Annotated in this window: 24 protein-coding genes; 19 read left to right on the top strand and 5 right to left on the bottom strand. The window is 73.0% G+C overall.

Translation table 11 applies throughout. From position 1 onward, the window contains the following. The first annotated feature begins 14 nt into the window (after window positions 1-14). The 5 genes from truA (at window position 15) to glmM (ending at window position 5384) form a co-directional block, all read left to right on the top strand. Window positions 15-926 (top strand): tRNA pseudouridine(38-40) synthase TruA, encoded by a 912-nt coding sequence (gene truA / locus ACFC1T_RS01600; RefSeq protein WP_375882101.1) that lies wholly within the window; start codon window positions 15-17, stop codon window positions 924-926. A gap of 41 nt (window positions 927-967) precedes the next feature. Beyond that, window positions 968-2626, top strand: coding sequence for an ABC-F family ATP-binding cassette domain-containing protein (locus tag ACFC1T_RS01605; RefSeq protein ID WP_375882104.1), 1659 nt, complete (start codon window positions 968-970; stop codon window positions 2624-2626). Window positions 2627-2858: 232 nt separating this feature from the next. Beyond that, window positions 2859-3302 carry a 50S ribosomal protein L13 gene (gene rplM / locus ACFC1T_RS01610; RefSeq protein WP_030055846.1) on the top strand — a complete coding sequence of 148 codons (444 nt, stop codon included), beginning with the start codon at window positions 2859-2861 and terminating at the stop codon, window positions 3300-3302. Between the two features lie 45 nt (window positions 3303-3347). Further along, a complete protein-coding gene (rpsI, locus tag ACFC1T_RS01615) occupies window positions 3348-3857 on the top strand; it encodes a 30S ribosomal protein S9 (protein ID WP_350503556.1) in 510 nt (169 codons plus the stop codon). Window positions 3858-4019: 162 nt separating this feature from the next. Then, complete coding sequence (glmM, locus tag ACFC1T_RS01620) at window positions 4020-5384, top strand: phosphoglucosamine mutase (RefSeq protein ID WP_375882106.1); 1365 nt, start codon at window positions 4020-4022, stop codon at window positions 5382-5384. A gap of 62 nt (window positions 5385-5446) precedes the next feature. Here the strand turns inward: glmM and coaA are convergent, their stop codons facing one another. Next, on the bottom strand, window positions 5447-6442 hold the full coding sequence (coaA, locus tag ACFC1T_RS01625; RefSeq protein WP_375882109.1) for a type I pantothenate kinase: 996 nt from the start codon (window positions 6440-6442) through the stop codon (window positions 5447-5449). Between the two features lie 108 nt (window positions 6443-6550). Between coaA and glmS the strand changes: the two genes are divergently transcribed. After that, complete coding sequence (gene glmS, locus ACFC1T_RS01630) at window positions 6551-8407, top strand: glutamine--fructose-6-phosphate transaminase (isomerizing) (RefSeq protein WP_375882113.1); 1857 nt, start codon at window positions 6551-6553, stop codon at window positions 8405-8407. Between the two features lie 39 nt (window positions 8408-8446). On the opposite strand, the gene ACFC1T_RS01635 is transcribed toward glmS, so the two are convergent. Continuing rightward, window positions 8447-9004, bottom strand: coding sequence for a Uma2 family endonuclease (locus tag ACFC1T_RS01635; protein WP_375882116.1), 558 nt, complete (start codon window positions 9002-9004; stop codon window positions 8447-8449). A gap of 171 nt (window positions 9005-9175) precedes the next feature. Between ACFC1T_RS01635 and ACFC1T_RS01640 the strand changes: the two genes are divergently transcribed. From ACFC1T_RS01640 to ACFC1T_RS01660, 5 genes are all read left to right on the top strand, one after another. Further along, the gene (locus ACFC1T_RS01640) at window positions 9176-10651 is read left to right on the top strand and encodes an NAD(P)H-hydrate dehydratase (protein ID WP_375882118.1); all 1476 of its coding nucleotides are present in this window, start codon (window positions 9176-9178) and stop codon (window positions 10649-10651) included. 184 nt (window positions 10652-10835) lie between these two features. Next, window positions 10836-12047, top strand: a complete 1212-nt coding sequence (gene alr / locus ACFC1T_RS01645; protein WP_375882120.1) for an alanine racemase — start codon at window positions 10836-10838, stop codon at window positions 12045-12047. Next, window positions 12044-13366: an alpha/beta fold hydrolase gene (locus ACFC1T_RS01650; protein ID WP_375882121.1), complete on the top strand. Its 1323-nt coding sequence runs from the start codon at window positions 12044-12046 to the stop codon at window positions 13364-13366. The genes alr and ACFC1T_RS01650 overlap by 4 nt, the downstream gene beginning before the upstream one ends. 118 nt (window positions 13367-13484) lie before the next feature. Beyond that, window positions 13485-13979: a tRNA (adenosine(37)-N6)-threonylcarbamoyltransferase complex ATPase subunit type 1 TsaE gene (gene tsaE / locus ACFC1T_RS01655; protein ID WP_375882122.1), complete on the top strand. Its 495-nt coding sequence runs from the start codon at window positions 13485-13487 to the stop codon at window positions 13977-13979. A gap of 176 nt (window positions 13980-14155) precedes the next feature. Further along, on the top strand, window positions 14156-14350 hold the full coding sequence (locus ACFC1T_RS01660) for a hypothetical protein (protein WP_375882124.1): 195 nt from the start codon (window positions 14156-14158) through the stop codon (window positions 14348-14350). A gap of 248 nt (window positions 14351-14598) precedes the next feature. Here ACFC1T_RS01660 and ACFC1T_RS01665 read toward each other — a convergent pair whose 3' ends face one another. Then, on the bottom strand, window positions 14599-15165 hold the full coding sequence (locus ACFC1T_RS01665) for a hypothetical protein (protein ID WP_375882352.1): 567 nt from the start codon (window positions 15163-15165) through the stop codon (window positions 14599-14601). Between the two features lie 156 nt (window positions 15166-15321). Between ACFC1T_RS01665 and tsaB the strand changes: the two genes are divergently transcribed. The 5 genes from tsaB to ACFC1T_RS01690 all read left to right on the top strand — a co-directional run bounded on the left by tsaB (window position 15322) and on the right by ACFC1T_RS01690 (window position 18848). Next, complete coding sequence (gene tsaB, locus ACFC1T_RS01670; RefSeq protein WP_375882127.1) at window positions 15322-15996, top strand: tRNA (adenosine(37)-N6)-threonylcarbamoyltransferase complex dimerization subunit type 1 TsaB; 675 nt, start codon at window positions 15322-15324, stop codon at window positions 15994-15996. Between the two features lie 23 nt (window positions 15997-16019). Then, on the top strand, window positions 16020-16499 hold the full coding sequence (gene rimI, locus ACFC1T_RS01675) for a ribosomal protein S18-alanine N-acetyltransferase (RefSeq protein ID WP_375882355.1): 480 nt from the start codon (window positions 16020-16022) through the stop codon (window positions 16497-16499). Further along, entirely contained in the window at window positions 16492-17598 is a 1107-nt protein-coding gene (gene tsaD, locus ACFC1T_RS01680; protein WP_375882129.1) for a tRNA (adenosine(37)-N6)-threonylcarbamoyltransferase complex transferase subunit TsaD, read from the top strand. The genes rimI and tsaD overlap by 8 nt, the downstream gene beginning before the upstream one ends. Continuing rightward, window positions 17595-17855 carry a hypothetical protein gene (locus ACFC1T_RS01685; RefSeq protein WP_375882131.1) on the top strand — a complete coding sequence of 87 codons (261 nt, stop codon included), beginning with the start codon at window positions 17595-17597 and terminating at the stop codon, window positions 17853-17855. The genes tsaD and ACFC1T_RS01685 overlap by 4 nt, the downstream gene beginning before the upstream one ends. Window positions 17856-17933: 78 nt before the next feature. After that, entirely contained in the window at window positions 17934-18848 is a 915-nt protein-coding gene (locus tag ACFC1T_RS01690) for a polysaccharide deacetylase family protein (RefSeq protein ID WP_375882134.1), read from the top strand. A gap of 186 nt (window positions 18849-19034) precedes the next feature. Here ACFC1T_RS01690 and ACFC1T_RS01695 read toward each other — a convergent pair whose 3' ends face one another. Continuing rightward, window positions 19035-20204 carry a methyltransferase domain-containing protein gene (locus ACFC1T_RS01695; protein WP_375882358.1) on the bottom strand — a complete coding sequence of 390 codons (1170 nt, stop codon included), beginning with the start codon at window positions 20202-20204 and terminating at the stop codon, window positions 19035-19037. A gap of 296 nt (window positions 20205-20500) precedes the next feature. On the opposite strand from ACFC1T_RS01695, the gene groES reads away from it, so the two are divergent. The 3 genes from groES to ACFC1T_RS01710 all read left to right on the top strand — a co-directional run bounded on the left by groES (window position 20501) and on the right by ACFC1T_RS01710 (window position 23687). After that, window positions 20501-20806, top strand: coding sequence for a co-chaperone GroES (gene groES / locus ACFC1T_RS01700; RefSeq protein WP_014136232.1), 306 nt, complete (start codon window positions 20501-20503; stop codon window positions 20804-20806). A gap of 112 nt (window positions 20807-20918) precedes the next feature. Further along, a complete protein-coding gene (groL, locus tag ACFC1T_RS01705; RefSeq protein ID WP_375882138.1) occupies window positions 20919-22547 on the top strand; it encodes a chaperonin GroEL in 1629 nt (542 codons plus the stop codon). 141 nt (window positions 22548-22688) lie between these two features. Next, entirely contained in the window at window positions 22689-23687 is a 999-nt protein-coding gene (locus ACFC1T_RS01710; protein ID WP_375882141.1) for a LysR family transcriptional regulator, read from the top strand. Window positions 23688-23776: 89 nt separating this feature from the next. On the opposite strand, the gene ACFC1T_RS01715 is transcribed toward ACFC1T_RS01710, so the two are convergent. Next, window positions 23777-24103 (bottom strand): WhiB family transcriptional regulator, encoded by a 327-nt coding sequence (locus tag ACFC1T_RS01715; protein ID WP_375882144.1) that lies wholly within the window; start codon window positions 24101-24103, stop codon window positions 23777-23779. Between the last annotated feature and the right edge of the window lie 481 nt (window positions 24104-24584).

Raw genomic sequence — 24584 nt, forward strand, 5'->3', positions numbered from 1 at the left:
AGGAGCAGGAGCAAGTGGTCAACGATTGCGCCGAGCAGCCACCGGTGAAGGACGGCCCGGCCGAGGGCCGCGTCCGGGTCCGGCTCGACCTCGCCTACCAGGGCGCCGAGTTCTCCGGCTGGGCCCGCCAGAAGGGCGGCCGCCGGACGGTCCAGGAGGAGATCGAGACCGCGCTGCAGGTCGTCACCCGCAGCCCGGAGCTGTTCCCGCTGACCGTGGCCGGCCGCACCGACGCCGGCGTCCACGCCCGCGGCCAGGTCGCCCACGTCGACCTGCCGGCCGAGCTGTGGGAGGCGCACCGGGAGAAGCTGCTGCGCCGGCTGGCCGGCCGGCTGCCCGGGGACGTCCGGATCTACCGGGTCGGCGAGGCGCCGGCCGGGTTCGACGCCCGCTTCTCGGCGATCTGGCGCCGCTACGCCTACCGGGTCGCCGACCACCCCGGCGGGGTCGACCCGCTGCTGCGCGGGCACGTGCTGTGGCACGACCGGCCGCTGGACGTGGACCGGATGAACGAGGCCGCGAAGCTGCTGCTCGGCGAGCACGACTTCGCCGCGTACTGCAAGAAGCGCGAGGGCGCCACCACCATCCGGACCCTGCTGGAGCTGCACTGGGACCGCGTCCCGGTGGACAGCTACGCCAGCCAGGAGGGCAGCCTCGCGGTCGCCACCGTGCGGGCCGACGCCTTCTGCCACAACATGGTCCGGGCGCTGGTCGGCGCGATGCTGCTGGTCGGCGACGGGCACCGGCCGGTGGAGTTCCCCGGCGAGGTGCTGGCCGGCGGGGTGCGCAACTCGGCCGTCAACGTGATCCGGCCGTACGGGCTCACGCTGGAGGAGGTCGGCTACCCGCCGGACGACCAGCTCGCCGAGCGGAACCGGCAGGCGCGGCGGATGCGCACGCTGCCCGGGCAGCCGGCCGTCGCGTAATCCGTTTTGGCCCGGGGCGTCCGCTTGGGACAATCGCTCCCATGGGACACGTCGAGATTTCGCACCTGGAGTACTACCTGCCGGACGGGCGGGTGCTGTTCGACGACGCGTCCTTCCGGGTCGGCGAGGGCGCCGCGGTCGCGCTGGTCGGCGCCAACGGCGCCGGCAAGACCACCCTGCTGCGCATGATCGCGGGGGACATCCAGCCGCACGGCGGCACGGTGACGATCAGCGGCGGGCTCGGCGTGATGCGCCAGTTCGTCGGCACCACCGGCCGCGAGGACCAGAGCGCCACCCCGGGCGCCCTGCCGGCCGACGCCTCGGTGCGCGACCTGCTGGTCTCGGTCGCCCCCGAGCGGATCGCCGTGGCCGCCCGCGCGGTGGACGCCGCCGAGCTGGCGATGATCGCCCAGGACGACGAGAAGACGCAGATGGCCTACGCCCAGGCGCTCTCCGACTGGGCGGACGTCGGCGGCTACGACTACGAGACCGACTGGGACGTCTGCACCATGGCGGCCCTCGGGATGCCCTTCGACAAGGCCCAGTGGCGCGGCCTGAACACCCTCTCCGGCGGCGAGCAGAAGCGGCTGGTGCTGGAGGCGCTGCTGCGCGGCCCCGAAGAGGTGCTGCTGCTCGACGAGCCGGACAACTACCTGGACGTACCGGCCAAGCGCTGGCTGGAGGAGGCCCTCAAGGCCACCTCGAAGACCGTCCTGTTCATCTCGCACGACCGTGAGCTGCTCTCCAAGTCCGCGGACAAGATCATCAGCGTCGAGTCCGGTGCCGCCGGAAGCAGCGTCTGGGTGCACGGCGGCGGCTTCGACAGCTTCCACGAGGCCCGCAAGGACCGCTTCGCGCGGTTCGAGGAACTGGGCCGCCGGTGGGACGAGGAGCACGCCAAGCTCAAGAAGCTGGTCGTCACCCTGCGCCAGGCCGCCTCCGTCAGCCACGCCCTCGCCACCCGCTACGCGGCCGCCCAGACCCGGCTGAAGAAGTTCGAGGAGGCCGGCCGCCCGGAGGAGCCCCCGCGCGAGCAGAGCATCACCATGCGGCTCAAGGGCGGGCGCACCGGCATGCGGTCCTTCACCCTGGAGCGGCTGGGGCTCACCGGCCTGATGCAGCCCTTCGACCTGGAGGTCTTCTACGGCGAGCGGGTCGCCGTGCTGGGCGCCAACGGGGCCGGCAAGTCGCACCTGCTGCGGCTGCTCGCGGGGGACGCCACGGTCGAGCACACCGGCGACTGGAAGCTCGGCGCCCGGGTCGTCCCCGGCCACTTCCGGCAGACCCACGCCCATCCGGAGCTGTTCGGCCGCACCGTGCGCTCGATCATCGAGGAGGAGCACGCGCTCAGCCGCGGCGCCGCGATGGGCGCGCTGCGCCGGTACGAGCTGGACCGCCAGGAGGAGCAGAAGTTCGAGTCGCTGTCCGGCGGACAGCAGGCCCGGCTGATGATCCTCAAGCTCGAACTCTCCGGCGTGACGGCCCTGTTGCTCGACGAGCCGACCGACAACCTGGACCTGGAGAGCGCCGAGGCGCTGCAGACCGGGCTGGAGGCCTTCGAGGGCACGGTGCTGTGCGTCACCCACGACCGCTGGTTCGCCAAGACCTTCGACCGCTTCCTGGTGTTCGGCGCGGACGGGAAGGTCTTCGAGTCGTCCGAACCGGTCTGGGACGTCACCCGGGTGGAGCGCGAACGCTGAGTGACGGCGGGGTGGGCGGCCGGCGATTTTTGACCGCTCCCCGCCCGCCCGGTAACCTGGACGCTTGATGTGCGTATTGGCTCGCTCTATCTCACGTGAGAGGTCGGTACGCCGGAGACATCAGGTCGACGACCAGCGGTCACCCTTGAATTGCGTCCAAGGCTGATCAGGCTGCTCTTCCGTCCGGGTGCTCCTGTCAGGACTCACTCACTGAAAAGCGAAGGCTACGACCGTGCGTACGTACAGCCCCAAGCCCGGCGACGTCCAGCGTCAGTGGCACGTCATCGACGCGACCGACGTCGTGCTGGGCCGCCTGGCCTCCCAGGCCGCCAACCTCCTCCGGGGCAAGCACAAGGCGATCTACGCGCCGCACGTTGACACTGGTGACTTCGTCATCATCATCAACGCCGACAAGGTGCACCTGTCCGGTAACAAGAAGACCCAGAAGCTGGCCTACCGCCACTCGGGCTTCCCGGGCGGTCTGCGCTCGGTGCGCTACGACGACCTGCTGGCGAACAACCCGGAGAAGGCCGTCGAGAAGGCCATCAAGGGCATGATCCCCAAGAACAGCCTGGGCCGCCAGATGCTCTCCAAGCTGAAGGTCTACTCGGGCGACCAGCACCCCCACGCTGCCCAGCAGCCGGTGCCGTTCGAGATCACCCAGGTCGCGCAGTAATTCGGCCACCAAGCCCCCCAACACTGAAAAGAGCTGAGGAACATCGTGGCCGAGACCACTGAAACCCTTGAGGTCGACTTCGACGAGGCCGTTGAGGCCGTCGAGGGCGAGTACACCTCCGAGGAGAGCTACACCTCCGAGTCCCTGGCCGGCCGCTTCGGCGAGGCCACCCCGGGCGCCGGCCTCGGCCGTCGCAAGGAGGCGATCGCCCGCGTGCGCATCGTCCCCGGCACCGGCCAGTGGAAGATCAACGGTCGCACCCTCGAGGGTTACTTCCCGAACAAGGTGCACCAGCAGACCGTGAACGAGCCCTTCAAGCTCCTCGAGCTGGACGGCCGTTACGACGTCGTCGCCCGCATCAGCGGTGGCGGCGTCTCCGGCCAGGCCTACGCGCTGCGCCTCGGCGTCGCCCGTGCCCTGAACGAGGCCGACGTGGACAACAACCGCGCCGCCCTCAAGAAGGCCGGCTTCCTGATGCGTGACGCCCGTGCCGTCGAGCGCAAGAAGGCCGGTCTCAAGAAGGCCCGCAAGGCGCCGCAGTACAGCAAGCGCTAATCGCGTCCCCGGGGGTGCGTACCGCCCTGGCGGCGCACCCCCGGGTTGCGCAAACCGTCGCCCCGGAGTACCTCGTGTACTCCGGGGCGACGTGTTCCCCGGCTAACGTGCGGCGGCCGGGATCAACGGTGGGTTCCGAGCATGGTGATGGAGGACGGGACAGTGGGACGACTCTTCGGTACGGACGGCGTACGCGGTGTGGCCAACGAGGGCCTGACGGCGGAGCTGGCGCTCGGCCTGTCGGTCGCGGCCTCCCACGTGCTCGGCGAGGCCGGCGCGTTCGACGGGCACCGGCCGGTCGCGGTGGTCGGCCGTGACCCCCGTGCCTCGGGCGAGTTCCTGGAGGCCGCGGTCATCGCGGGCCTGGCCAGCTCCGGCGTCGACGTGCTCCGGGTCGGCGTCCTCCCCACCCCCGCCGTGGCGTACCTCACCGGCGCGCTCGGCGCCGACTTCGGCGTGATGCTGTCCGCCAGCCACAACGCCATGCCGGACAACGGCATCAAGTTCCTCGCCCGCGGCGGCCACAAGCTGGACGACCGGATCGAGGACGCGATCGAGGCCCACTACCGCAAGCACACCGTCGGCGGCGAGGACTGGAACCGCCCGACCGGTGCCGCCGTCGGCCGGGTCCGCGAGTACACCGAGGGCTTCGACAAGTACGTCGCCCACCTGATCGGCGTGCTGCCCAACCGCCTGGACGGCATCCGGGTCGTCATCGACGGCGCCCACGGCGCGGCCGCCTACGTCGCCCCCGAGGCCTTCGCCCGGGCCGGCGCCGAGGTCGTCCACACCCTGGGGGCCGAGCCCACCGGCCTCAACATCAACGACGGCGTCGGCTCCACCCACCTGGACCGGCTGCGCGTCGCGATGAAGGAGTACCGGGCCGACCTCGGCATCGCCCTGGACGGCGACGCGGACCGCTGCCTGGCCGCCGACGCCGAGGGCGACGAGGTGGACGGCGACCAGATCATCGCCATCCTCGCCGTCGCCATGAAGGAGGCCGGCACCCTGCGCCGCAACACCGCGGTCGCCACCGTGATGTCCAACCTCGGCTTCAAGCTGGCGATGGAGCGCGAGGGCATCGACCTGGTGGAGACCGCCGTCGGCGACCGCTACGTGCTGGAGGCGATGAAGGAGCACGGCTTCGCGCTGGGCGGCGAGCAGTCCGGCCACGTCATCCTGCTGGACCACGCCACCACCGGCGACGGCACCCTGACCGGCCTGATGCTGGGCGCCCGACTGGCCGCCACCAAGCAGCCGCTGGCCGACCTGGCCGCCGTGATGACCCGGCTGCCGCAGGTGCTGATCAACGTCAAGGGCGTCGACAAGGGCCGGGTGGGCACCAGCACCGAGCTGGCCGCCGCGGTCGCCGCCGCCGAGGCCGAGCTGGGCGCCACCGGCCGGGTGCTGCTGCGCCCCTCCGGCACCGAGCCGCTGGTCCGGGTCATGGTCGAGGCCGCCGACCCGGTGCAGGCCGAGGCCGTCGGGCAGCGCCTCGCCGAGGCGGTCCGCACCCACCTGGGCTGAGCCCGCCCCGGAGACCACGAAGGGCCCCCGCGCGGGGGCCCTTCGCCGTGTCCTGCGCCCGGTCAGAGCTTGCGCAGCAGCGCCCGGCGGACCTTGTGGTCGGCGCCCTTCTGCAGGACCAGGGTGGCCCGGCCGCGGGTCGGCAGCACGTTCTCCAGCAGATTCGGCTTGTTGATGGTGCGCCAGACCTGTCGGCCGTACTCCATCGCCTCCTCCTCCGGCACCTCGGTGAACCGGGTGAAGTAGGAGTTCGGGTCCTGGAAGGCCGTCTGCCGCAGCTTGCGGAAGCGGTCCAGGTACCAGTGCTCGATGTCGTCGGTGCGGGCGTCGACGTAGATCGAGAAGTCGAAGTAGTCCGCCACCGCGAGCCTGGTCCGGCCGTCGGTGCCCGGCAGGGCCGGCTGGAGCACGTTCAGGCCCTCGACGATCAGGATGTCCGGGCGCTCCACCGTCAGCCGCTGGTCCTGCACGATGTCGTACACCAGGTGCGAGTACACCGGCGCCGTCACCAGCTCCTTGCCCGCCTTCACGTCCGCGACGAAGCGCATCAGGGCCCGGCGGTCGTACGACTCCGGGAAGCCCTTGCGGGCCATCAGGCCGCGGCGGCGCAGCTCGGCGTTGGGCAGCAGGAAGCCGTCGGTGGTGACCAGCTCCACCCGCGGGTGCTCGGGCCAGCGGGCCAGCAGGGCCTGGAGCAGGCGGGCGGTGGTGGACTTGCCGACGGCCACCGAGCCGGCCACGCCGATGATGAACGGCGTACGGGTGCGCTCGGTGTCCGGGGTGTCCAGGAACGTGCCCAGTGCGCCGCGCAGTTCGTGCGTGGCGTGGATGTAGAGGTTCAGCAGCCGGGACAGCGGCAGGTAGACGTCACGCACCTCGTCGAGGTCGAGTGCCGTGCCGAGGCCGCGCAGCTGCTCCACCTCCTCGGCGGTCAGCGGAAGTGGCGTACGCTCGCGCAGTGCGCTCCACTCGGCCCGGCTGAGGTCCACGTAGGGGGACGGGGACGGGCCGGGCGTGGCGGCGCCCCGCGTACAGAGTTCGGTCAGCACATGCTCCATTGTGAGCCGTAGCGGTGTTCACCGTGGTTGTGGTGTCGGTCACGCAGGGTTGGGGCGAGCCGGGAAAGACGGGAAAACGGCCACAGAACCGCCCTTATGCTGGCACGCATGTGCGGAATTGTTGGATACGTGGGCGCGCAGTCCGCCCTCGACGTAGTAATCGCGGGCCTGCAGCGACTGGAGTACCGGGGCTATGACTCGGCCGGTGTCGCGGTGCAGGCGCAGGACTCCCAGGGGCAGTGGAGTCTGGTCACCGACAAGCGGGCCGGAAAGCTCGGCAACCTGGAGAAGTCGCTCGCCGAATCCCCCCTCCCCGGCGGCACCACCGGCATCGGCCACACCCGTTGGGCCACCCACGGCGGCCCGACGGACGCCAATGCCCACCCCCACCTGGACGACGACCGCCGGGTGGCAGTGGTCCACAACGGCATCATCGAGAACTTCGCCCAGCTGCGGGCCGAGATCGCCGAGCGCGGCCACACCCTCCGGTCCGAGACCGACACCGAGGTCGTCGCCCACCTGCTCGGTGAGGCCTACGACGGCGACCTGGCCGAGGCCATGCGCGTCGTCTGCCGCCGGCTGGACGGCGCCTTCACCCTCGTCGCCGTCCACGCCGACTCGCCCGACGTGGTGGTCGGCGCCCGCCGCAACTCCCCGCTCGTGGTGGGCCGCGGCGAGGGCGAGAACTTCCTCGCCTCCGACGTCGCCGCCTTCATCGCGCACACCCGCGAGGCGATCGAGCTGGGCCAGGACCAGGTCGTCGAGCTGCGCCGGGAGGGCGTGACCGTCACCGACTTCGACGGCAACCCGGCCGAGGTGCGCGAGTACCACGTCGACTGGGACGCCTCCGCCGCCGAGAAGGGCGGCTACGACTACTTCATGCTCAAGGAGATCGCCGAGCAGCCGAAGGCCGTCGCCGACACCCTCCTCGGCCGGATCGGCACCGACGGCCGGCTGACCCTCGACGAGCTGCGGATCTCCGACGCCGACCTGCGCTCGGTCGACAAGGTCGTCATCGTCGCCTGCGGCACGGCCTTCCACGCGGGCATGATCGCCAAGTACGCGATCGAGCACTGGACCCGCATCCCCTGCGAGGTCGAGGTCGCCTCGGAGTTCCGCTACCGCGACCCGATCATGGGCCCCGGCACGCTGGTCATCGCCATCTCGCAGTCCGGCGAGACCATGGACACCCTGATGGCCCTGCGGCACGCCCGTGAGCAGGGCGCCAAGGTGCTGGCGATCTGCAACACCAACGGCTCGACCATCCCGCGCGAGTCGGACGCGGTGCTGTACACCCACGCCGGACCGGAGGTCGCGGTCGCCTCCACCAAGGCGTTCCTGACCCAGCTGGTCGCCTGCTACCTGGTCGCCCTGTACCTGGGCCAGGTGCGCGGCACCAAGTGGGGCGACGAGATCTTCACCATCATCCGCGAGCTCGGCGACGCGCCGAAGCAGGTCGAGCAGGTGCTGGAGACCATGGAGCCGGTGCGCGAGCTGGCCCGCTCGCTGGCCGATGCCCGCTCGGTGCTGTTCCTCGGCCGTCACGTCGGCTTCCCGGTGGCCCTGGAGGGCGCGCTCAAGCTCAAGGAGCTCGCCTACATGCACGCCGAGGGTTTCGCGGCGGGCGAGCTCAAGCACGGCCCGATCGCGCTGATCGAGGAGGGGCTGCCGGTCGTGGTGGTCGTGCCCTCGCCGCGCGGGCGGTCGATCCTGCACGACAAGATCGTCTCCAACATCCAGGAGATCCGGGCCCGCGGCGCCCGCACGATCGTGATCGCCGAGGAGGGCGACGAGGCCGTCGTGCCGTACGCGGACCACCTGATCCGCATCCCGGCCACCCCGACCCTGCTCCAGCCGCTGGTCTCCACCGTCCCGCTCCAGGTCTTCGCCTGCGAGCTGGCCACGGCCAAGGGCCACGAGGTCGACCAGCCGCGCAACCTGGCGAAGTCGGTCACCGTCGAGTAGACGCCCGGCCGTTCGCGGCGCCCCTGCGGTGGCTGTGCCCTACCGCAGGGGCGCCGTGTCGAGCGTGAAGGAGAACGGGGCGGGCAGGTCGATCGACTTGCCGAACTCGACCTTGGTCCGGGTGATGTAGTCCCCGCCGTCGGGTTCGGTGAACAGCGTGACCGTGCCGTCGGTGCGGTCGATCAGCAGGTAGCAGGGGATTCCCGCAGCGGCGTAGCCCAGGCGTTTCGGTTCGCGGTCCTTGTACGGGTTGGTCGAGGTGATCTCGAAGACCAGCAGCACGCCCGCCGCCTGGGCCCAGGAGTCCGAGTGCTCGAAATGCCCGACCGGGCTCACCACGCCGTCGGGGATGAAACGGCCCTTGGGCGTGATCAGACCCTTGGTGCCTGACAGGTCGAACTCGGTCTCGGCCTTGCGCATGAACTGCCTGTTGATGAGCGAGAACGCGGTCTCGTGGGCCCCGTCCGGTGGCGGCGTCACGACGATCTCCCCTTCGATGAATTCGGCCTTGCTTCCCAGCGGCGTGTCCAGCTCCAAAAACGCCTGGAGGAGGCTGTCCTCGCCCAGCGGGTGCTCGATTGCCGGCATGGCGACCATGGCCCTTCTCCCTCCTGTGGGTCCGTGCCGAGCCACAAGGTAGGCGTACGGACCGACACCGGTGGGGGATCGAAGTGGGTGTCACCCGAAAGTGTGCCGCAGGCCCGGCTCCCGCGGGGCCGGGACGCGGGCTAGCGTCGGCGGTAGCCGACTGCCGAAGGAGTTCTCCCCATGCGTCATGCACACCCTGTGGAAACCGTCCGGGCCGCGGAGGCGGAGCTGATGGCGCGGTTGCCGGAGGGCACGCTGATGCAGCGGGCGGCGGCCGGGCTGGCGGCGACGTGTGCGCGGCTGCTGATCGGGGGTCGGGGGCGGGTGTACGGCAGTCGGGTGACGGTGCTGGCGGGCAGTGGGGACAACGGGGGTGACGCGCTGTACGCCGGGGCGGCGCTGGCCCGGCGCGGGGCGCGGGTGACGGCGGTGCTGCTGGCGCCGGCGAAGGTGCACCCGGGCGGGCTGGCCGCGCTGCGGGCGGCCGGCGGGCGGGTGACGGCGGAGCAGGAGGTCGGCCTGGCCGACTTCTCGTGCGCGGACCTGGTGCTGGACGGGATCGTCGGCATCGGCGGCCGGGGCGGGCTGCGCCCCGAGGCCGTGCCGTACGCCCGGGCCGGGCGGCGCGGCACCGTGGTGGCGGTGGACCTGCCCAGCGGGGTCGAGGCGGACAGCGGCGAGGTGCCCGGGGCGGCGCTGCGCGCGGACGTCACGGTCTGCTTCGGCACCTACAAGCCCGGGCTGCTGGTCGACCCCGGGGCCTCCTACGCGGGCACCGTGCAACTGGTGGACATCGGCCTGGAACCGCCGGAGCCGGAGGTGACGGCCCTGCAGCACGCGGACGTGGCGGCGCTGCTGCCGCTGCCGGGCGCGGAGAGCGACAAGTACCGGCGCGGTGTGGTCGGGGTGGCGGCCGGCTCGGCGCGGTACCCGGGGGCGGCCCTGCTGGCGGTCGCCGGTGCGCTGCACGGCGGTGCGGGCGCCGTCCGGTACGTCGGCACGGCGGCGGAGGAGGTGGTGCGCCGCTTCCCGGAGACGCTGGTCACCGAGGGCGGTCCGGCCGGGGCCGGCCGGGTGCAGGCCTGGGTGGTCGGGCCGGGCGGGGGCGAGGGGGCGCGGCAGGCGCTGGTCGAGGCGCTGGCGAGCGACGTCCCGGTGCTGGTGGACGCGGACGGGCTGACCGAGCTGGGCCGGCTCGGTCCGCGGGCGCTGGCCGGCCGTACCGCGCCCACCCTGCTGACCCCGCACACCGGCGAGGCCGCCCGGCTGCTGGCCGGCGCCGACGGCACCGCGCCGCCCGCCGCCGACGACCTGGCCGCCACCCGGCTGGCCACCGCCCGCCGACTGGCCGCCGCCTACCGGGCCACCGTGCTGCTCAAGGGCTCCACCACGGTGGTCGCCGACCCGGGCGGGGCCGTCCGGGTGAACCCCACCGGCACCTCCTGGCTGGCCACCGCGGGCAGCGGGGACGTCCTGGCCGGGCTGGCCGGTTCGCTGCTGGCCGCGGGCCTGCCGCCGCTGGACGCCGCCTCGGTGGCCGCCTACCTGCACGGCCTGGCGGGCCGGGAGGCGGCGGGCGAGCCCGGGGCGCCGGTGCCGGCGCTCGCGGTGGCCGGGGCGCTGCCCACGGTCTGGCGGGCCGTCCGGCGGCCGTAGCCGTAGCCGTAGCCGGGCCCGCCGCCGCGCCCGGGCCGGAACCGGGACGTCCGTTCACCGCGTCCTGAACTGGGCGGACGAGCCGTCCGCCGCAGGTCGGCGGGGTGCGGGGGGTCGCGGTGCCGACCGCCGCGCCGAAGGCCCGTTCGGCGAGGACTCCGGGACGTCTGGGAGACTGACCCTGATGACAACTGCGAACACGACCGGCACGGCCACCCTCACCGACGGCGTACGGGCCGAGGCGACCATCGATCTCGCCGCCCTGCGCGGCAACCTCGCCTCCCTGCGGGAACGCGTCGGGAGCACGGCGGTGATGCTCGCGGTCAAGGCGGACGCCTACGGCCACGGCGCGGTCGAGTGTGCCCGCGAAGCGGTCGCGAACGGGGTCGGCTGGCTCGGCTGTGCGACGCCGGACGAGGCGCTGGCGCTGCGGGCCGCGGGCATCCGCCCCGAGCAGGCCCGCATCCTGTGCTGGCTGTGGACGCCGGGCGGGCCGTGGCGCGAGGCGCTGCGTGCGGACCTGGACATCTCGGTCAGCGGCCGGTGGGCGCTGGAGGAGCTGCTGACGGCCGTTCGGCAGACCGGCGTTCCGGCGCGCGTCCACCTCAAGGCCGACACCGGCCTGGGCCGCAACGGCTGCCAGCCGCACGACTGGCCGCAGCTGGTCGCCGAGGCCCGGCGGGCCGAGGCGGAGGGGCTGCTGCGGGTCGTCGGCGTCTGGTCGCACTTCGCCGCCGCCGACGAGCCCGGCCACCCGTCGATCCAGGCCCAGTTGGACTCCTTCCGCGCCGCGCTGGCGCAGGCCGAGGCCGCCGGGCTGCGCCCCGAGGTCCGGCACCTGGCCAACTCCCCGGCCACCCTGCTGCTGCCCGAGTCGCACTTCGACCTGGTCCGCACCGGCCTGGCCGCGTACGGGCTGTCGCCGGTGCCCGAGGTGGGCTCGCCGGCCGACTTCGGGCTGCGCCCGGTGATGGCGCTGTCCGCCCGGCTGGCGCTGGTCAAGCACGTCCCCGGCGGGCACGGGGTCAGCTACGGCCACCACTACGTGACGCCCGGTCCGACCACGCTGGGCCTGGTCCCGGTCGGCTACGGCGACGGCGTCCCGCGGCACGGCAGCGGCACCGGCCCGGTGCAGATCGGCGGCAAGTGGCGCACGGTGGCCGGCCGGGTCGCGATGGACCAGTTCGTGGTGGACCTGGGCGGCGACACCCCCGAGACCGGCGACGAGGTGCTGGTGTTCGGCAACGGCGAACGCGGTGAACCGACCGCCGAGGACTGGGCCCGCGCCTGCGGCACCATCTCGTACGAGATCATCACCCGGATCGGCGCGCGGGTGCCCCGCCGCTACCTGGACGGCAGCCACGACGGCGGCCGTGACGGGGGCCGCGCGGCATGACCGACACGCCGGCCGACAGCAACCCGGTCGCGGCGGTGGCCAAGGCGGCCGGCGCGGCCACCGGGGTGAGCCGGGCCGGTGTGATCGGGATCTCGGTCGGCGTGCTGGCGGCCGGCGCGGCCGCGGGCGTCGCGATCGAGCGGCTGACGGTCGGCCGGGCGATGCGCCGCCGGGCCCGGGCCGAGCTGGAGGCGACCGCCCCGTACGGCTCGCTGCGCGGGCGCCCGCTGACGGTGGCCGCGCCGGACGGCACCGAGCTGTACGTCGAGCTGGACGGCACCGGCTGGGACGAGGCGGACGGCGACGCGGCGGAGCAGGCCGGAGGCGAGCGGGCCGGAGGAGAGCGGGCGAGTAACGGCCCCGAGCCGCTGACCGTGGTGTTCAGCCACGGCTACTGCCTCAACCAGGACAGCTGGCACTTCCAGCGGGCGGCGCTGCGCGAGGGCCTGCGGCTGGTCTTCTGGGACCAGCGCAGCCACGGCCGCTCCGAGCGCTCCCGCTCCTACCTGGCGGGCGAGCCGGCCAGCATCGACCAGCTGGGCGGTGACCTCAAGGCGGTGATCGACGCCGTCGCGCCGACCGGGCCGCTGGTGCTGGTGGGCCATTCGATGGGCGGCATGACGGTGATGGCCCTGGCCGACCAGCACCCGGAGCTGTTCCGGACGAGGGTCGCCGGGGTCGCGCTGGTCGGCACCCTGGCGGGGGACTGGAACGAGGTGAGCCTCGGCCTGCCGAAGGCCGGGGCCAAGCTGTTCAAGAGGGTCGCGCCCGGGGTGGTGAAGCTGCTCGGCCGTCAGGTCGACCTGGTGGAGGCGAGCCGGCGGATCGGCTCGGACGTGGCCGCCGTGTTCTACCGGCGGTTCTCCTTCGGCGGCCGGGACGTCGATCCCGGCGTGGTGCGCTTCGCCGAACAACTGCTGGACGCCACCCCGATCGACGTGGTCGCCGAGTTCTACCCGGTGTTCGGCGCGCACGAGAAGTACGGGGCGCTGGCCGCCCTGCGCGGGGTGCCGGCCCTGGTGCTGGCCGGGACGAAGGACCTGCTGACGCCCTCGGCGCACAGCGAGGCGATGGCCGAGCGGCTGCCGGGGGCCGAACTCGTGCTGGCCGAGGGCGCCGGGCACCTGGTGCTGCTGGAGCGCCCGGAGCTGGTTGACCACGAGCTGGCGCGGCTGCTGCGCCGGGCCGCCGACTTCGCCGGTGCCGCGCCGCTGCCGCCGGCCGTCCTCGAACTCGCGGCCGAACCTCCCCGGGAGGACCGGGCTCCGGTGGGTGCGACCCCGGACGCGGACCCGGATCCGGCCGTCGACCCCGCCTGAGACCGGCCCGGGCCCGCCCGGGCACCCGCGCGCCACGGCGGGGTGCGGTGATGTGGCACGGTAGCGGTGGCGGCCGGTGGTCGGTGCGCCGCTACGGACCGAAGGGCAAGACACGCGCATGGGCTCGCACGCCACTCTGACCGTCCCCACTCCGGAGCGGATGGGCCGTCTCGGCCGGGAGCTGGCCGCGCTGCTGCGGCCGGGGGACCTGGTGCTGCTCTCCGGTGAGCTGGGGGCGGGGAAGACGACGCTGACCCGGGGCCTGGGGGAGGGGCTGCAGGTCCGCGGGGCGGTGACCTCGCCGACCTTCGTGATCGCCCGGGTGCACCCCTCGCTGGTCGGCGGCCCGGCCCTGGTGCACGTGGACGCGTACCGCCTCGGCGGGGACCTCGACGAGATGGAGGACCTCGATCTGGACGTCTCGCTGCCGGAGTCGGTGGTCGTGGTCGAGTGGGGCGAGGGCAAGGTCGAGCGGCTGTCCGAGGAGCGCCTGGAGGTCCGGATCGAGCGGGCGATCGGTGACACCGCCGGGGAGGACCACGACCCGCGCCGGGTGCTGCTCACCGGCATCGGGGCGCGCTGGGCGGACGTCCCGCTGGCCGAGCTGGCCTAGGGCGCGACCAGGCCGCGACCAGGGCCGCGCACGGGGCGTGTGCTGCGGGCTTGCCGGGCCCCGGTCGATCGGGTTCCACCGTTTTGCCGACAGGCCGTCGGCAAGGTGTTGCGGGCGGGGCGCCGGGCGTGGTGGGATGGGTGCTGCGGTTAGGTCTGCCTAACTAGGGAGGCGCCATGTCGAGCACCACCCCCGCCCCGGAGCGCGCCGTGCGTGCCACCGGGGCCGGAGAGTCCGCCCACCGCGCTCCGGGCGCGCCGATGCGGGCCCTGCTGGCCGCCTGCGCGGCCGCCGAGGCGGTGTCCACCCCGCCCGAACCGAAGGCCCGGCAGGCCGAGGGGCCCGAGGCGGGGACGCCCCGGGCCGCCTAGGGCCCGTCTTCAAACTCCCGCCTGCGGGCCGACGCTCCCCCAGCCTTCGGCCGGGAGGTACCCCCAGGGCACAAGCGCGCCTCGCCGCGTTGTCGTCGGTCGCCAATGCGCTGCATTGGGCTCCGCCCCCAGCCTTCGGCCGGGAGGTGCCCCCACCTCCGCCTTGCGATGCACGCACCCCAACGCCGCCCCGCCCGCCCTCCGGGCGGACGACGGGAGTTCGAAGACGGGCCCTAACGCGCCGGGTCTCAGGCGACCACGACCACCTTGGTGCCGTTCGGCGCGAAGTCCCAGAGCAGCTGTCCCTCGGAGCGGCCGCTGCGGATGCCGCCGGTCTTGGCCTTCGGGTCGGCGGTCGGCGTGCTGCCGTCCAGTGCCGCGCTGAATCCGAACACCACGCCGTTCTGCTGCGCGAAGCGCACCACGTGCTCGATCTGCTTGCCGTCCGTCCCGGTGGCGGTCTGGGTGCGGCTGTACACCGAGTAGCTGCCCGGGGTGGGCTCGACCGAGCCCGGAGTGACCGGGAAGGCGGCCGCGACCTGCGGGTTCTTCTTCGGGTCGACCAGCCAGACGAAGTGGCCGCCGGCCGAGTAGACGACCCGGGTGCCGCTGCCCGAGGTGGCCGGCAGCGGCGGGACGGTCGGGGTGGCGGAGGCGCTCGGCGTCGCGGAGGCGGCCGGGCCGGAGGACGTCGAGGCGACGGTCGGCTTGGCGCCGCCCGCGCGGTCCTGGGCGCCGTTGGCCTGGAAGGCCAGCAGGCTCACCACTGCCAGGGCCCCCAGGGTCAACCCCGTGACCACCACTCCAGGACCCATCTTCGCCACGTGCCCGCTCCCGCCGCCGTCCGCTGTACGTACCGCCCTTATCGTGCCAGGTCCCCGGGGCGGGTCGGCAGTGGCCAGTACGTGTGTTCCGGATGGGGACACCAGCTCGATCGTCCGGTCGGCCCAACGTCGGTCTAACCTTGACCCGTGCTGCTGCTCGCGTTCGACACCGCTACCCCCGCCGTCACCGCCGCCGTCCACGACGGCACGGCCGTCCTCGCCGAGACCCACCAGGTCGACGCCAGGCGCCACGGCGAACTGCTGCTGCCCGCGATCGACCAGGTCCTGCGGGCCGCCGGAGTGGACAAGAGTCGGCTCACCGGCATCGCGGTCGGCGTCGGCCCGGGCCCGTACACCGGCCTGCGGGTCGGCCTGGTGACCGCCGCCGCGCTCGGCCACGCGCTCGGCCTGCCGGTGCACGGCGTCTGCACCCTGGACGCGATCGCCTTCCAGGCCCGCGCCGAGGGCCTGACCGGACAGCCGTTCACGGTCGCCACCGACGCGCGCCGCAAGGAGGTCTACTGGGCCTCCTACGACGCCGACGGCAACCGCACCGAGGGCCCCGGCGTGGACCGCCCGGCCGAGCTGACGCCCGCCGCCCGCTCGGTGGGCGCCGGCGCGCTGCTCTACCCCGAGGCCTTCCCGGGCGCCGGCGGCCCCGAGCACGTCTCGGCCGGCGCCCTGGCCGGCTTCGCCGCCGCCGAGCTGGCCGCCGGGCGCGAGCTGCTGCCGAACGTGCCGCTGTACCTGCGCCGCCCGGACGCCCAGGTCCCGGCGGGCTACAAGAACGTTCTGGGGGGCAAGGCGGTGCTCCCGGCGTGAACCACGGCACCACCCTGCGCCCGATGCGCTGGTGGGACATCGAGCCGGTGCTGGACCTGGAGCTCAGGCTGTTCCCCGAGGACGCCTGGTCCTCCGGGATGTTCTGGTCCGAGCTCGCCGAGGCCCACCCCGGCGGCACCCGCCACTACTCGGTCGCCACCGCCGCGGACGGCACGATCGTCGGCTACGCCGGTCTGATGGCCGTCGCCGGTGACGGCGACGTCCAGACCATCGCCGTGGACGAGCGCCACCAGGGCGCCGGCCTCGGCACCGCCCTGCTCACCGACCTGATCCACGAGGCCGCCCGGCGCGGCTGCGCCGACCTGCTGCTGGAGGTGCGGGTGGACAACCAGCGCGCCCAGCGGCTGTACGAGCGCCACGGCTTCGAACCGGTGGGCATCCGGCGCGGCTACTACCAGCCCGCCAACGTCGACGCGCTGGTGATGCGCCTCGAACACCCCAGCACTGACCCGAAGGAACCGAAGGACACCCCCCATGGCTGACGAACCGCTCGTCCTCGGCATCGAGACCTCCTGCGACGAGACCGGCGTCGGCATCGTGCGCGGCACCACGCTGCTGGCCGACGCGGTCGCCTCCAGCGTCAACGACCACGCCCGCTTCGGCGGCGTCGTCCCGGAGATCGCCAGCCGCGCCCACCTGGAGGCGATGGTCCCGACCATCCAGCGCGCCCTGGACACCGCCGGCATCAAGGCCAGTGACCTGGACGGCATCGCCGTCACCGCCGGCCCCGGCCTGGCGGGCGCGCTGCTGGTCGGCGTCAGCGCGGCCAAGGCGTACGCCTGGGCGCTCGACAAGCCGCTGTACGGGGTCAACCACCTCGCCTCGCACATCTGCGTCGACCAGCTGGAGCACGGCCGGCTGCCCTCGCCGACGATGGCCCTGCTGGTCTCCGGCGGGCACTCCTCGCTGCTGCTCAGCGAGGACATCACCACCGACGTCCGCCCGCTCGGCGCGACCATCGACGACGCGGCCGGCGAGGCCTTCGACAAGGTCGCCCGGGTGCTCGGCCTGGGCTTCCCCGGCGGCCCGATCGTCGACCGGAAGGCCCGCGAGGGCGACCCGAAGGCGATCGCCTTCCCGCGCGGCCTGACGGGGAAGAACGACCCCGCGTACGACTTCTCCTTCTCCGGCCTGAAGACCGCCGTCGCCCGCTGGGTGGAGGCCAAGCGCCGGGCCGGCGAGGAGGTGCCGATCGCCGACGTCGCCGCCTCCTTCCAGGAGGCCGTCACCGACGTGCTCACCCGCAAGGCCGTCAAGGCCTGCAAGGACAGCGGCGTCGACCACCTGATGATCGGCGGCGGCGTCGCGGCCAACTCCCGGCTGCGCGAGATGGCCCAGCAGCGCTGCGACCGGGCCGGCATCCGGCTGCGGGTGCCCCGGCCGGGCCTGTGCACCGACAACGGCGCGATGGTGGCGGCGCTGGGCTCCGAGATGGTGTGGCGCGGCCGCACCCCCTCCGCCTTCGAGCTGTCCGCGGACTCCTCGCTGCCCGTCACCGACGTCCACGTCCCGGCCGGGGGAGCCGGGCACGGCGACGTCCACGGCCAGGCCTACCAGGCCCTCGGCGGCGGCACCGCGTGACCGTCGCCGCGATGTGGGAGGCCCGCGCGGCGGACGGCCGCGGGGCCGAACTCGCCGCCTGGGCAAGGGAGTCCGCTCTTCCCGCACTGCGCGGCGCGGCCGGGCTGGAGCGCCTCGAACTGCTCTCCGCCCCCGGTGAGCGGGTGCTGCTGATCACCTGGTGGAGCGGTGCGCCCGTGCCGGTCGCCGACCCGCCGGCCGAACTGCTGGGCCGCCCGGTGCACCGCTGGTCCTTCACCAGCGACCACGTCGAGTAGGGCCCGAACGGGAACCGCCGCGGCGGCGCTACCGTGCATAGCTGAGAGAACGCTGGACGGGACCGGGAGCGCGGTGCGGTGAACAGGGACGGGCGGAGCAGGACCAGGACGTACGTGGCGGGGGCGGTGGCCCTGCTGGCCTTCGCCACCGCGTGCGGCGACAACGGGGGCGGCGGCAGCGCCGCCCCGGCCGCGAGCACGGCCGGGACGGCGGAGCAGACCCGGCCGCCCGCCGGCGGCACCCCCAGCGCCGCGGCCACCACGCCCGGCGCGGCCCCGGCCCAGGGCGACGCCGCGGCCTGGGCGAAGTGGAACCTCAAGCCGCTCGCCCCGGCCCCCGCGCCGCCCGCCGACAAGCCCGTCAAGCTCGAACGCACCGGCACCGTACCGGTGTTCAGCGACGTGAAGACCACCGACAAGGTCGTCTTCATCACCATCGACGACGGCGCCGAGAAGGACCCGAAGTTCGTCGAGATGCTGACCGACCTCAAGGTGCCGATCTCGATGTTCCTGACCAAGGACATCGTCAAGAACGACTACGGCTACTTCAAGCCGCTCCAGGCACTGGGCAACCACATCCAGAACCACACCGTCACCCACCCGGTGATGAGCAAGCTGTCGGCCGACAAGCAGAAGTCCGAGATCTGCGAGGACCAGGCCGCGCTCACCCAGCAGTACGGCACCGCCCCGCTGCTGTTCCGCCCGCCGTTCGGCGACGGCGCCAACACCCCGATGCTCAACACCTCGGTGCAGCAGTGCGGCCCGCGCGCGATCGTGCTGTGGCGCGAGTCGATGCAGATCCACGACATGCAGTACCAGGCGGGCGACAAGAAGCTGAAGTCCGGCGACATCATCCTGGCGCACTTCCGCGGCCCCAAGGAGCTCAAGGGCGCCACCATGACCCAGATGTTCGCGGACCTGCTGGCCCGGATCCAGGAGCAGGGCTTCTCGGTGGCCCGGCTGGAGGACTACATCCAGGCGCCGGCCTCCTAGGGTCCGTCTTCAAACTCCCGTCTGCGGGGCGACGCCGGGGCACGCGCCTCGCCGCGTTGTCGTCGGTCGCCAATGCGCTGCATTGGGCTCCCTCCTCCGCCTTGCGATGCACGCACCCCAACGCCGCCCCGCCCGCCCTCCGGGCGGACGACGGGAGTTTGAAGACGAACCCTAGGCCCTGTCCGCTCAGACCGGCCGGCCCAGCATCATCAGCGGCCCGTTGTCGGTGCGGCTGAGGATCACCGTGACGGAGTTCGGCCCGGAGGGCTTGAGCTGGCGGCGCAGTTCCTCCGGGGTGATCGCCATCCCGCGCTTCTTGATCACCACCGTGCCGACCGCGCGCTCGCGCAGCAGTGCCTTCAGCTTCTTGACGTTGTACGGGAGCACGTCGGTGAGTTCGAAGGCGTGCGCGTACGGGGTGGCGACCAGGCGGTCCGAGGTCACGTAGGCGATCTTCGGGTCGATCAGCCGGCCGTCGACCTGCCCGGCCACCTCGGCCACCAGGTGCGCCCGGATCACCGCGCCGTCCGGCTCGTACAGGTAGCGCCCGACCGGGCCGGCCGGCGGGTCGGGCAGGTCGCCGCCGGTCAGGCTGTCGCCGTGCGGCAGCAGGGTCGCGCGGTGCGGGCGGACCGCCCCGGTGCCGAACCAGAGCACCGCCTCCTTGACGTCCCCGTGGTCGGAGACCCACTCGGCCTCGGCGTCCGCCGGGACGGCCTCGTGCGGGATGCCCGGGGCGACCTTCAACGCGCCGATCGGGGTCCGCCGCCCGGCCTCGACCGCCCAGGACAGCGGCGGGGCGTACGCCTCCGGGTCGAACACCCGGCCGCGCGAGGTGCGCCGCGCCGGGTCGGTGAACACCGCGTCGTAGCCGGTGACGTCCACCTCGGCGACGTCCGCGCAGCGCACCTCCACCAGCTCCGACAGGCCCAGCGCGGCGGCGTTGGCGGCGGTGGCGGCGCAGGCCGCCGGGTCCTTGTCGACGGCCAGCACCCGGATCCCGGCCCGGGCCAGGGCCAGCACGTCCCCGCCGATGCCGCAGCAGAGGTCCGCCAGGCGCCGTACGCCCAGCTCGGCGAAGCGGCGGGCCCGCCACTCGGCCACGCTGCGCCGGGTGGACTGCTCGACCCCGTTGGGCGTGAAGTACATCAGGTCGGCGTCCGCCCCGAACTTCGCCCGCGCCCGCTGCCGCAGCCGCGCCTGGCCGAACGCCGCCGACACCAGCTCCGCCGGGTGCTCCCGCCGCAGCCGGGTGGCCAGCGCCAGCTCCTCCTCGGGGGTGAACTCGCGCAGCTCGGCGAGCAGGGCCTGACCCTCGGGGGTCAGCAGGGGCTGGAGGTTCTCGGTGTCCACCAGGTCATTCTGACCGGTCGGCCCGTCAGCAGGGCCGGCAGCGTCGGCGTGAACGGCGTCGCCGGCGGGGCCCGGGGAGTGGATCCGGAGTGTGGCCGCTCGTCCGCGGGTCGAGCCCGCAGGGCGCGTCGTTGGCACTCTGGTTGACTGAGTGCTAACGGCAGCCTATGGTCGTCCTTGGCACTCCCCACTGGGGGAGTGCTAATGCGAAGACGTGTGCCTGACCCCCGCGACGGCAGGTACGCAGGTTCGCCCCTACCCGTTAGAAAACCCCGTAATCTCCGAAGGGGAGCTCGGACGTGACCACCAGCAGCAAGGTTGCCATCAAGCCGCTCGAGGACCGCATTGTGGTCCAGCCGCTCGACGCCGAGACCACCACGGCCTCCGGCCTGGTTATCCCGGACACCGCCAAGGAGAAGCCCCAGGAGGGCGTCGTCCTGGCTGTCGGCCCGGGCCGCTTCGAGGACGGCCAGCGTCTGCCGCTCGACGTCGCCGTGGGTGACATCGTCCTGTACTCGAAGTACGGCGGCACTGAGGTGAAGTACCAGGGCGAGGAGTACCTCGTCCTCTCCGCCCGCGACGTTCTCGCCATCATCGAGAAGTAAGTCGTTCCGACCCGCCCCGGATCCGTGTCCCTAGTGACAGGGGCCCGGGGCGTGGTTGTTGGTTCACGTAGTTCGGCGGCCGGCCGGCCGCAGCCCCGAGGGAATAGGGAACATGGCGAAGATCCTGCAGTTCGACGAGGACGCCCGCCGCTCGCTGGAGCGCGGTGTCAACAAGCTGGCCGACACCGTCAAGGTGACCATCGGCCCCAAGGGCCGCAACGTCGTCATCGACAAGAAGTTCGGCGCCCCGACCATCACCAACGACGGTGTCACCATCGCCCGTGAGGTCGAGCTGGACGACCCGTACGAGAACCTTGGCGCGCAGCTCGTCAAGGAGGTCGCCACCAAGACCAACGACGTCGCGGGTGACGGCACCACCACCGCCACCGTGCTGGCCCAGGCCCTGGTCAACGAGGGTCTGCGCAACGTCGCCGCCGGTGCCGGCCCGGCCGCCCTCAAGAAGGGCATCGACAAGGCCGTCGCCGCCGTCTCCGAGCACCTGCTGTCCATCGCCCGCGAGATCGAGGGCAAGGACGACGTCGCCGCCGTCGCGTCCCTCTCCGCGCAGGACACCCAGGTCGGCGAGCTGATCGCCGAGGCGATCGACAAGGTCGGCAAGGACGGTGTCATCACCGTCGAGGAGTCGAACACCTTCGGCGTGGAGCTGGACTTCACCGAGGGCATGCAGTTCGACAAGGGCTACCTGTCGCCGTACTTCGTCACCGACGCCGAGCGCCAGGAAGCGGTCCTCGAGGACCCGTACATCCTGATCAACCAGGGCAAGATCTCCTCCATCCAGGAGCTGCTGCCGCTGCTGGAGAAGATCCTGCAGAGCGGTGCCTCCAAGCCGCTGCTGATCATCGCCGAGGACGTCGACGGCGAGGCGCTGTCGACCCTGGTCGTGAACAAGATCCGCGGCACCTTCAACGCCGTCGCCGTCAAGGCCCCGGGCTTCGGCGACCGCCGCAAGGCGATCCTCGGCGACCTGGCCGTCCTCACCGGCGGCACGGTCATCTCCGAGGAGGTCGGCCTCAAGCTCGACCAGGCCGGTCTGGACGTGCTGGGCACCGCCCGCCGCGTGACCATCACCAAGGACGACACCACCGTCGTCGACGGTGCCGGTGACTCCGAGGCCGTGGCCGGCCGCGTCGCCCAGATCAAGGGCGAGATCGCCGCGACCGACTCCGACTGGGACCGCGAGAAGCTGCAGGAGCGCCTGGCCAAGCTGGCCGGCGGCGTCTGCGTCATCAAGGTCGGCGCCGCCACCGAGGTGGAGCTCAAGGAGCGCAAGCACCGCCTGGAGGACGCCATCTCGGCGACCCGCGCCGCGGTCGAGGAGGGCATCGTCGCCGGCGGTGGCGCCTCGCTGGTGCACGCCGCCAAGGTGCTGAACGACGGCCTGGGCCTGTCGGGTGACGAGGCCACCGGTGTCGCCGTGGTCCGCAAGGCGCTGCACGAGCCGCTGCGCTGGATCGCCCAGAACGCCGGCCTCGAGGGCTACGTCATCACCCACAAGGTCGCCGAGCTGGAGGCCGGTCACGGCTTCAACGCGGCCACCGGTGAGTACGGCGACCTGCTGAAGGCCGGCGTCATCGACCCGGTCAAGGTCACCCGCTCCGCGCTGGAGAACGCCGCCTCGATCGCCTCCCTGCTCCTCACCACCGAGACCCTCGTGGTGGAGAAGAAGGAGGAGGAGGCCGACGCCGGTCACTCGCACGGCGGCCACGGCCACTCGCACTGAGGCACCGACGCCTGACCGGAGGCCCGGCCCACTCCCCCGAGGGAGTGGGCCGGGCCTCCGGCTGTTGTTCGGTGGGTGCGCTTGAGGCTTCAACTATCAGTAGAATTTTGCAGAATGCAAAGATTGCCTTATAACTGAGGGATGATCGAGGCCCGCCACCTGCGCGTCCTGCGTGCCGTCGCCCGCACCGGCTCCTTCTCCGCCGCCGCCCGCGAGCTGGGGTGCACCCAGCCCGCCATCAGCCAGCAGATGAAGGCCCTGGAGAAGTCGGTGGACACCCCGCTGGTGGTCCGCTCGGGCCGCGGGATGCAGCTCAGCGAGGCCGGGCGGGTGCTGCTCAAGCATGCCACCGGGATCCTGGCCGGGCTCTCCGCCGCCGAGGAGGAGGTGGCCGCGATCGCCGGGCTGCGGGCCGGCCGGGTGCGGCTGGTCTCCTTCCCGACCGCGAGTTCCACCCTGGTGCCGCCCGCGGTCGCCCGCCTGCGGGACAGCCATCCGGGGGTGCGCGTGTCGCTGGTCGAGGCCGAGCCGCCGGAGTCGCTGGCGATGCTGCGCGGCGGCGAGTGCGAGATCGCACTGGCCTTCCGCTACCCGCAGTCCGACGGTGCGGCCGCGGCGCCCGCCCCCGCGCACGGTACGCCGCGCGAGGCCCGGGCCGAGGCGAACCTGGAGGCCCAGCAGCTGTCGGCCGGCACCGACTGGTCCGACCTGGTGGTCACCCCGCTGCTGGACGACCCGCTGGTGGGCCTGCTGCCGGCCGCCCACCCGCTGGCCGGGCGGGGCGGTCCGGTGGAGCTGGCGGAGCTGGCGGGGGAGCAGTGGATCGCCGGCTGCCCGCAGTGCCGGGGGCACCTGGTGGAGCTGTGCGCGGGGGCGGGTTTCGAGCCCCGGATCGACTTCGCGACCGACGACTACCCGGCGGTGGTCGGCCTGGTGGCGGCCGGGCTCGGGGTGGCGGTGCTGCCCCGGCTGGCCCTCCAGTCGGTGCGTCCTGACGGCGTGTCGACGGTTCCGGTGCGGACGGCCTCGGGGGCGCCGGCGGTGCGCCAGGTGGTGGCGCTCACCCTGCCGGACCTGGCCGAGGTGCCGGCCGTCGCGCTGATGCGGGAGCGGCTGGCGGGTGCGGCCGCCGATCGCTGACGATCGGTGACCGGGTTCCCCGGAAGGGGGCGGAGCGGCCTGATGCGCCGCGAAGGAACGTTTCTTCACGGCGCGCCGCGGACGCGGGTCTAACGGTGCGCGACCGCCGGCGGGGTCAACGGGACCTCCACCAGGCGGTGCCGCGAGCGGCCCAGCATCTCCTCGCGCTCGTCCTCGGTCATCCCGCCCCAGACCCCGTACGGCTCGCGGACCGCCAGGGCGTGCGCCGCGCACTCGGCGATCACCGGGCAGCGCATGCAGACCTCCTTGGCGCTGGTCTCGCGCGAACTGCGGGCCGCTCCGCGCTCACCCTCCGGGTGGAAGAAGAGCGAGCTGTCCACGCCGCGGCAGGCCGCCGAGAGCTGCCAGTCCCAGAGGTCCGCGTTGGGACCGGGGAGGCGGGAGAAATCTGCCATGGCTCATTCCCTTCAGAGGCGGTCGGCGGCGGCCGGGCGTTTCGGCGGGCTGCTGCCGAACGGTGCCCGGCGGGGCGTCCCGCGCTGGTGTGGACACCTGGAAATATGACTTAAGGCAACTCCATGGACAAGTCACCCACACACTGGCACAACAGTCAATGACCATACGAAAGCTATAAAAACGGGCAAAGTGGGCAAGGGGTTCGACGGGCGCGGGGTGTGGCAATCGGGTGGTCGACGGGCGCGCGACGACCCGTACCGGCGTGCGGGTCGTGCGCCCACCGCGCGCGAGCTGCGTAAAAGTGCGGCGTGTGCACCGCGATGCGGCTGATCGGTAATGGGTTGGCCACGTACAGTGGTGGAGATGGCCCGAAGGCCGTAACTCATTCGAGTGACGGTCGTTGGTAGTGCGGAGGCGGTTAGCGGGCGCCGGACGTCGGGAACGATCGCGGGCAAGTCGGGGCGATCAGGACGAAGTCCG

The sequence above is a fragment of the Kitasatospora sp. NPDC056076 genome (genome assembly GCF_042266305.1).
Taxonomy (GTDB): Bacteria; Actinomycetota; Actinomycetes; order Streptomycetales; family Streptomycetaceae; genus Kitasatospora.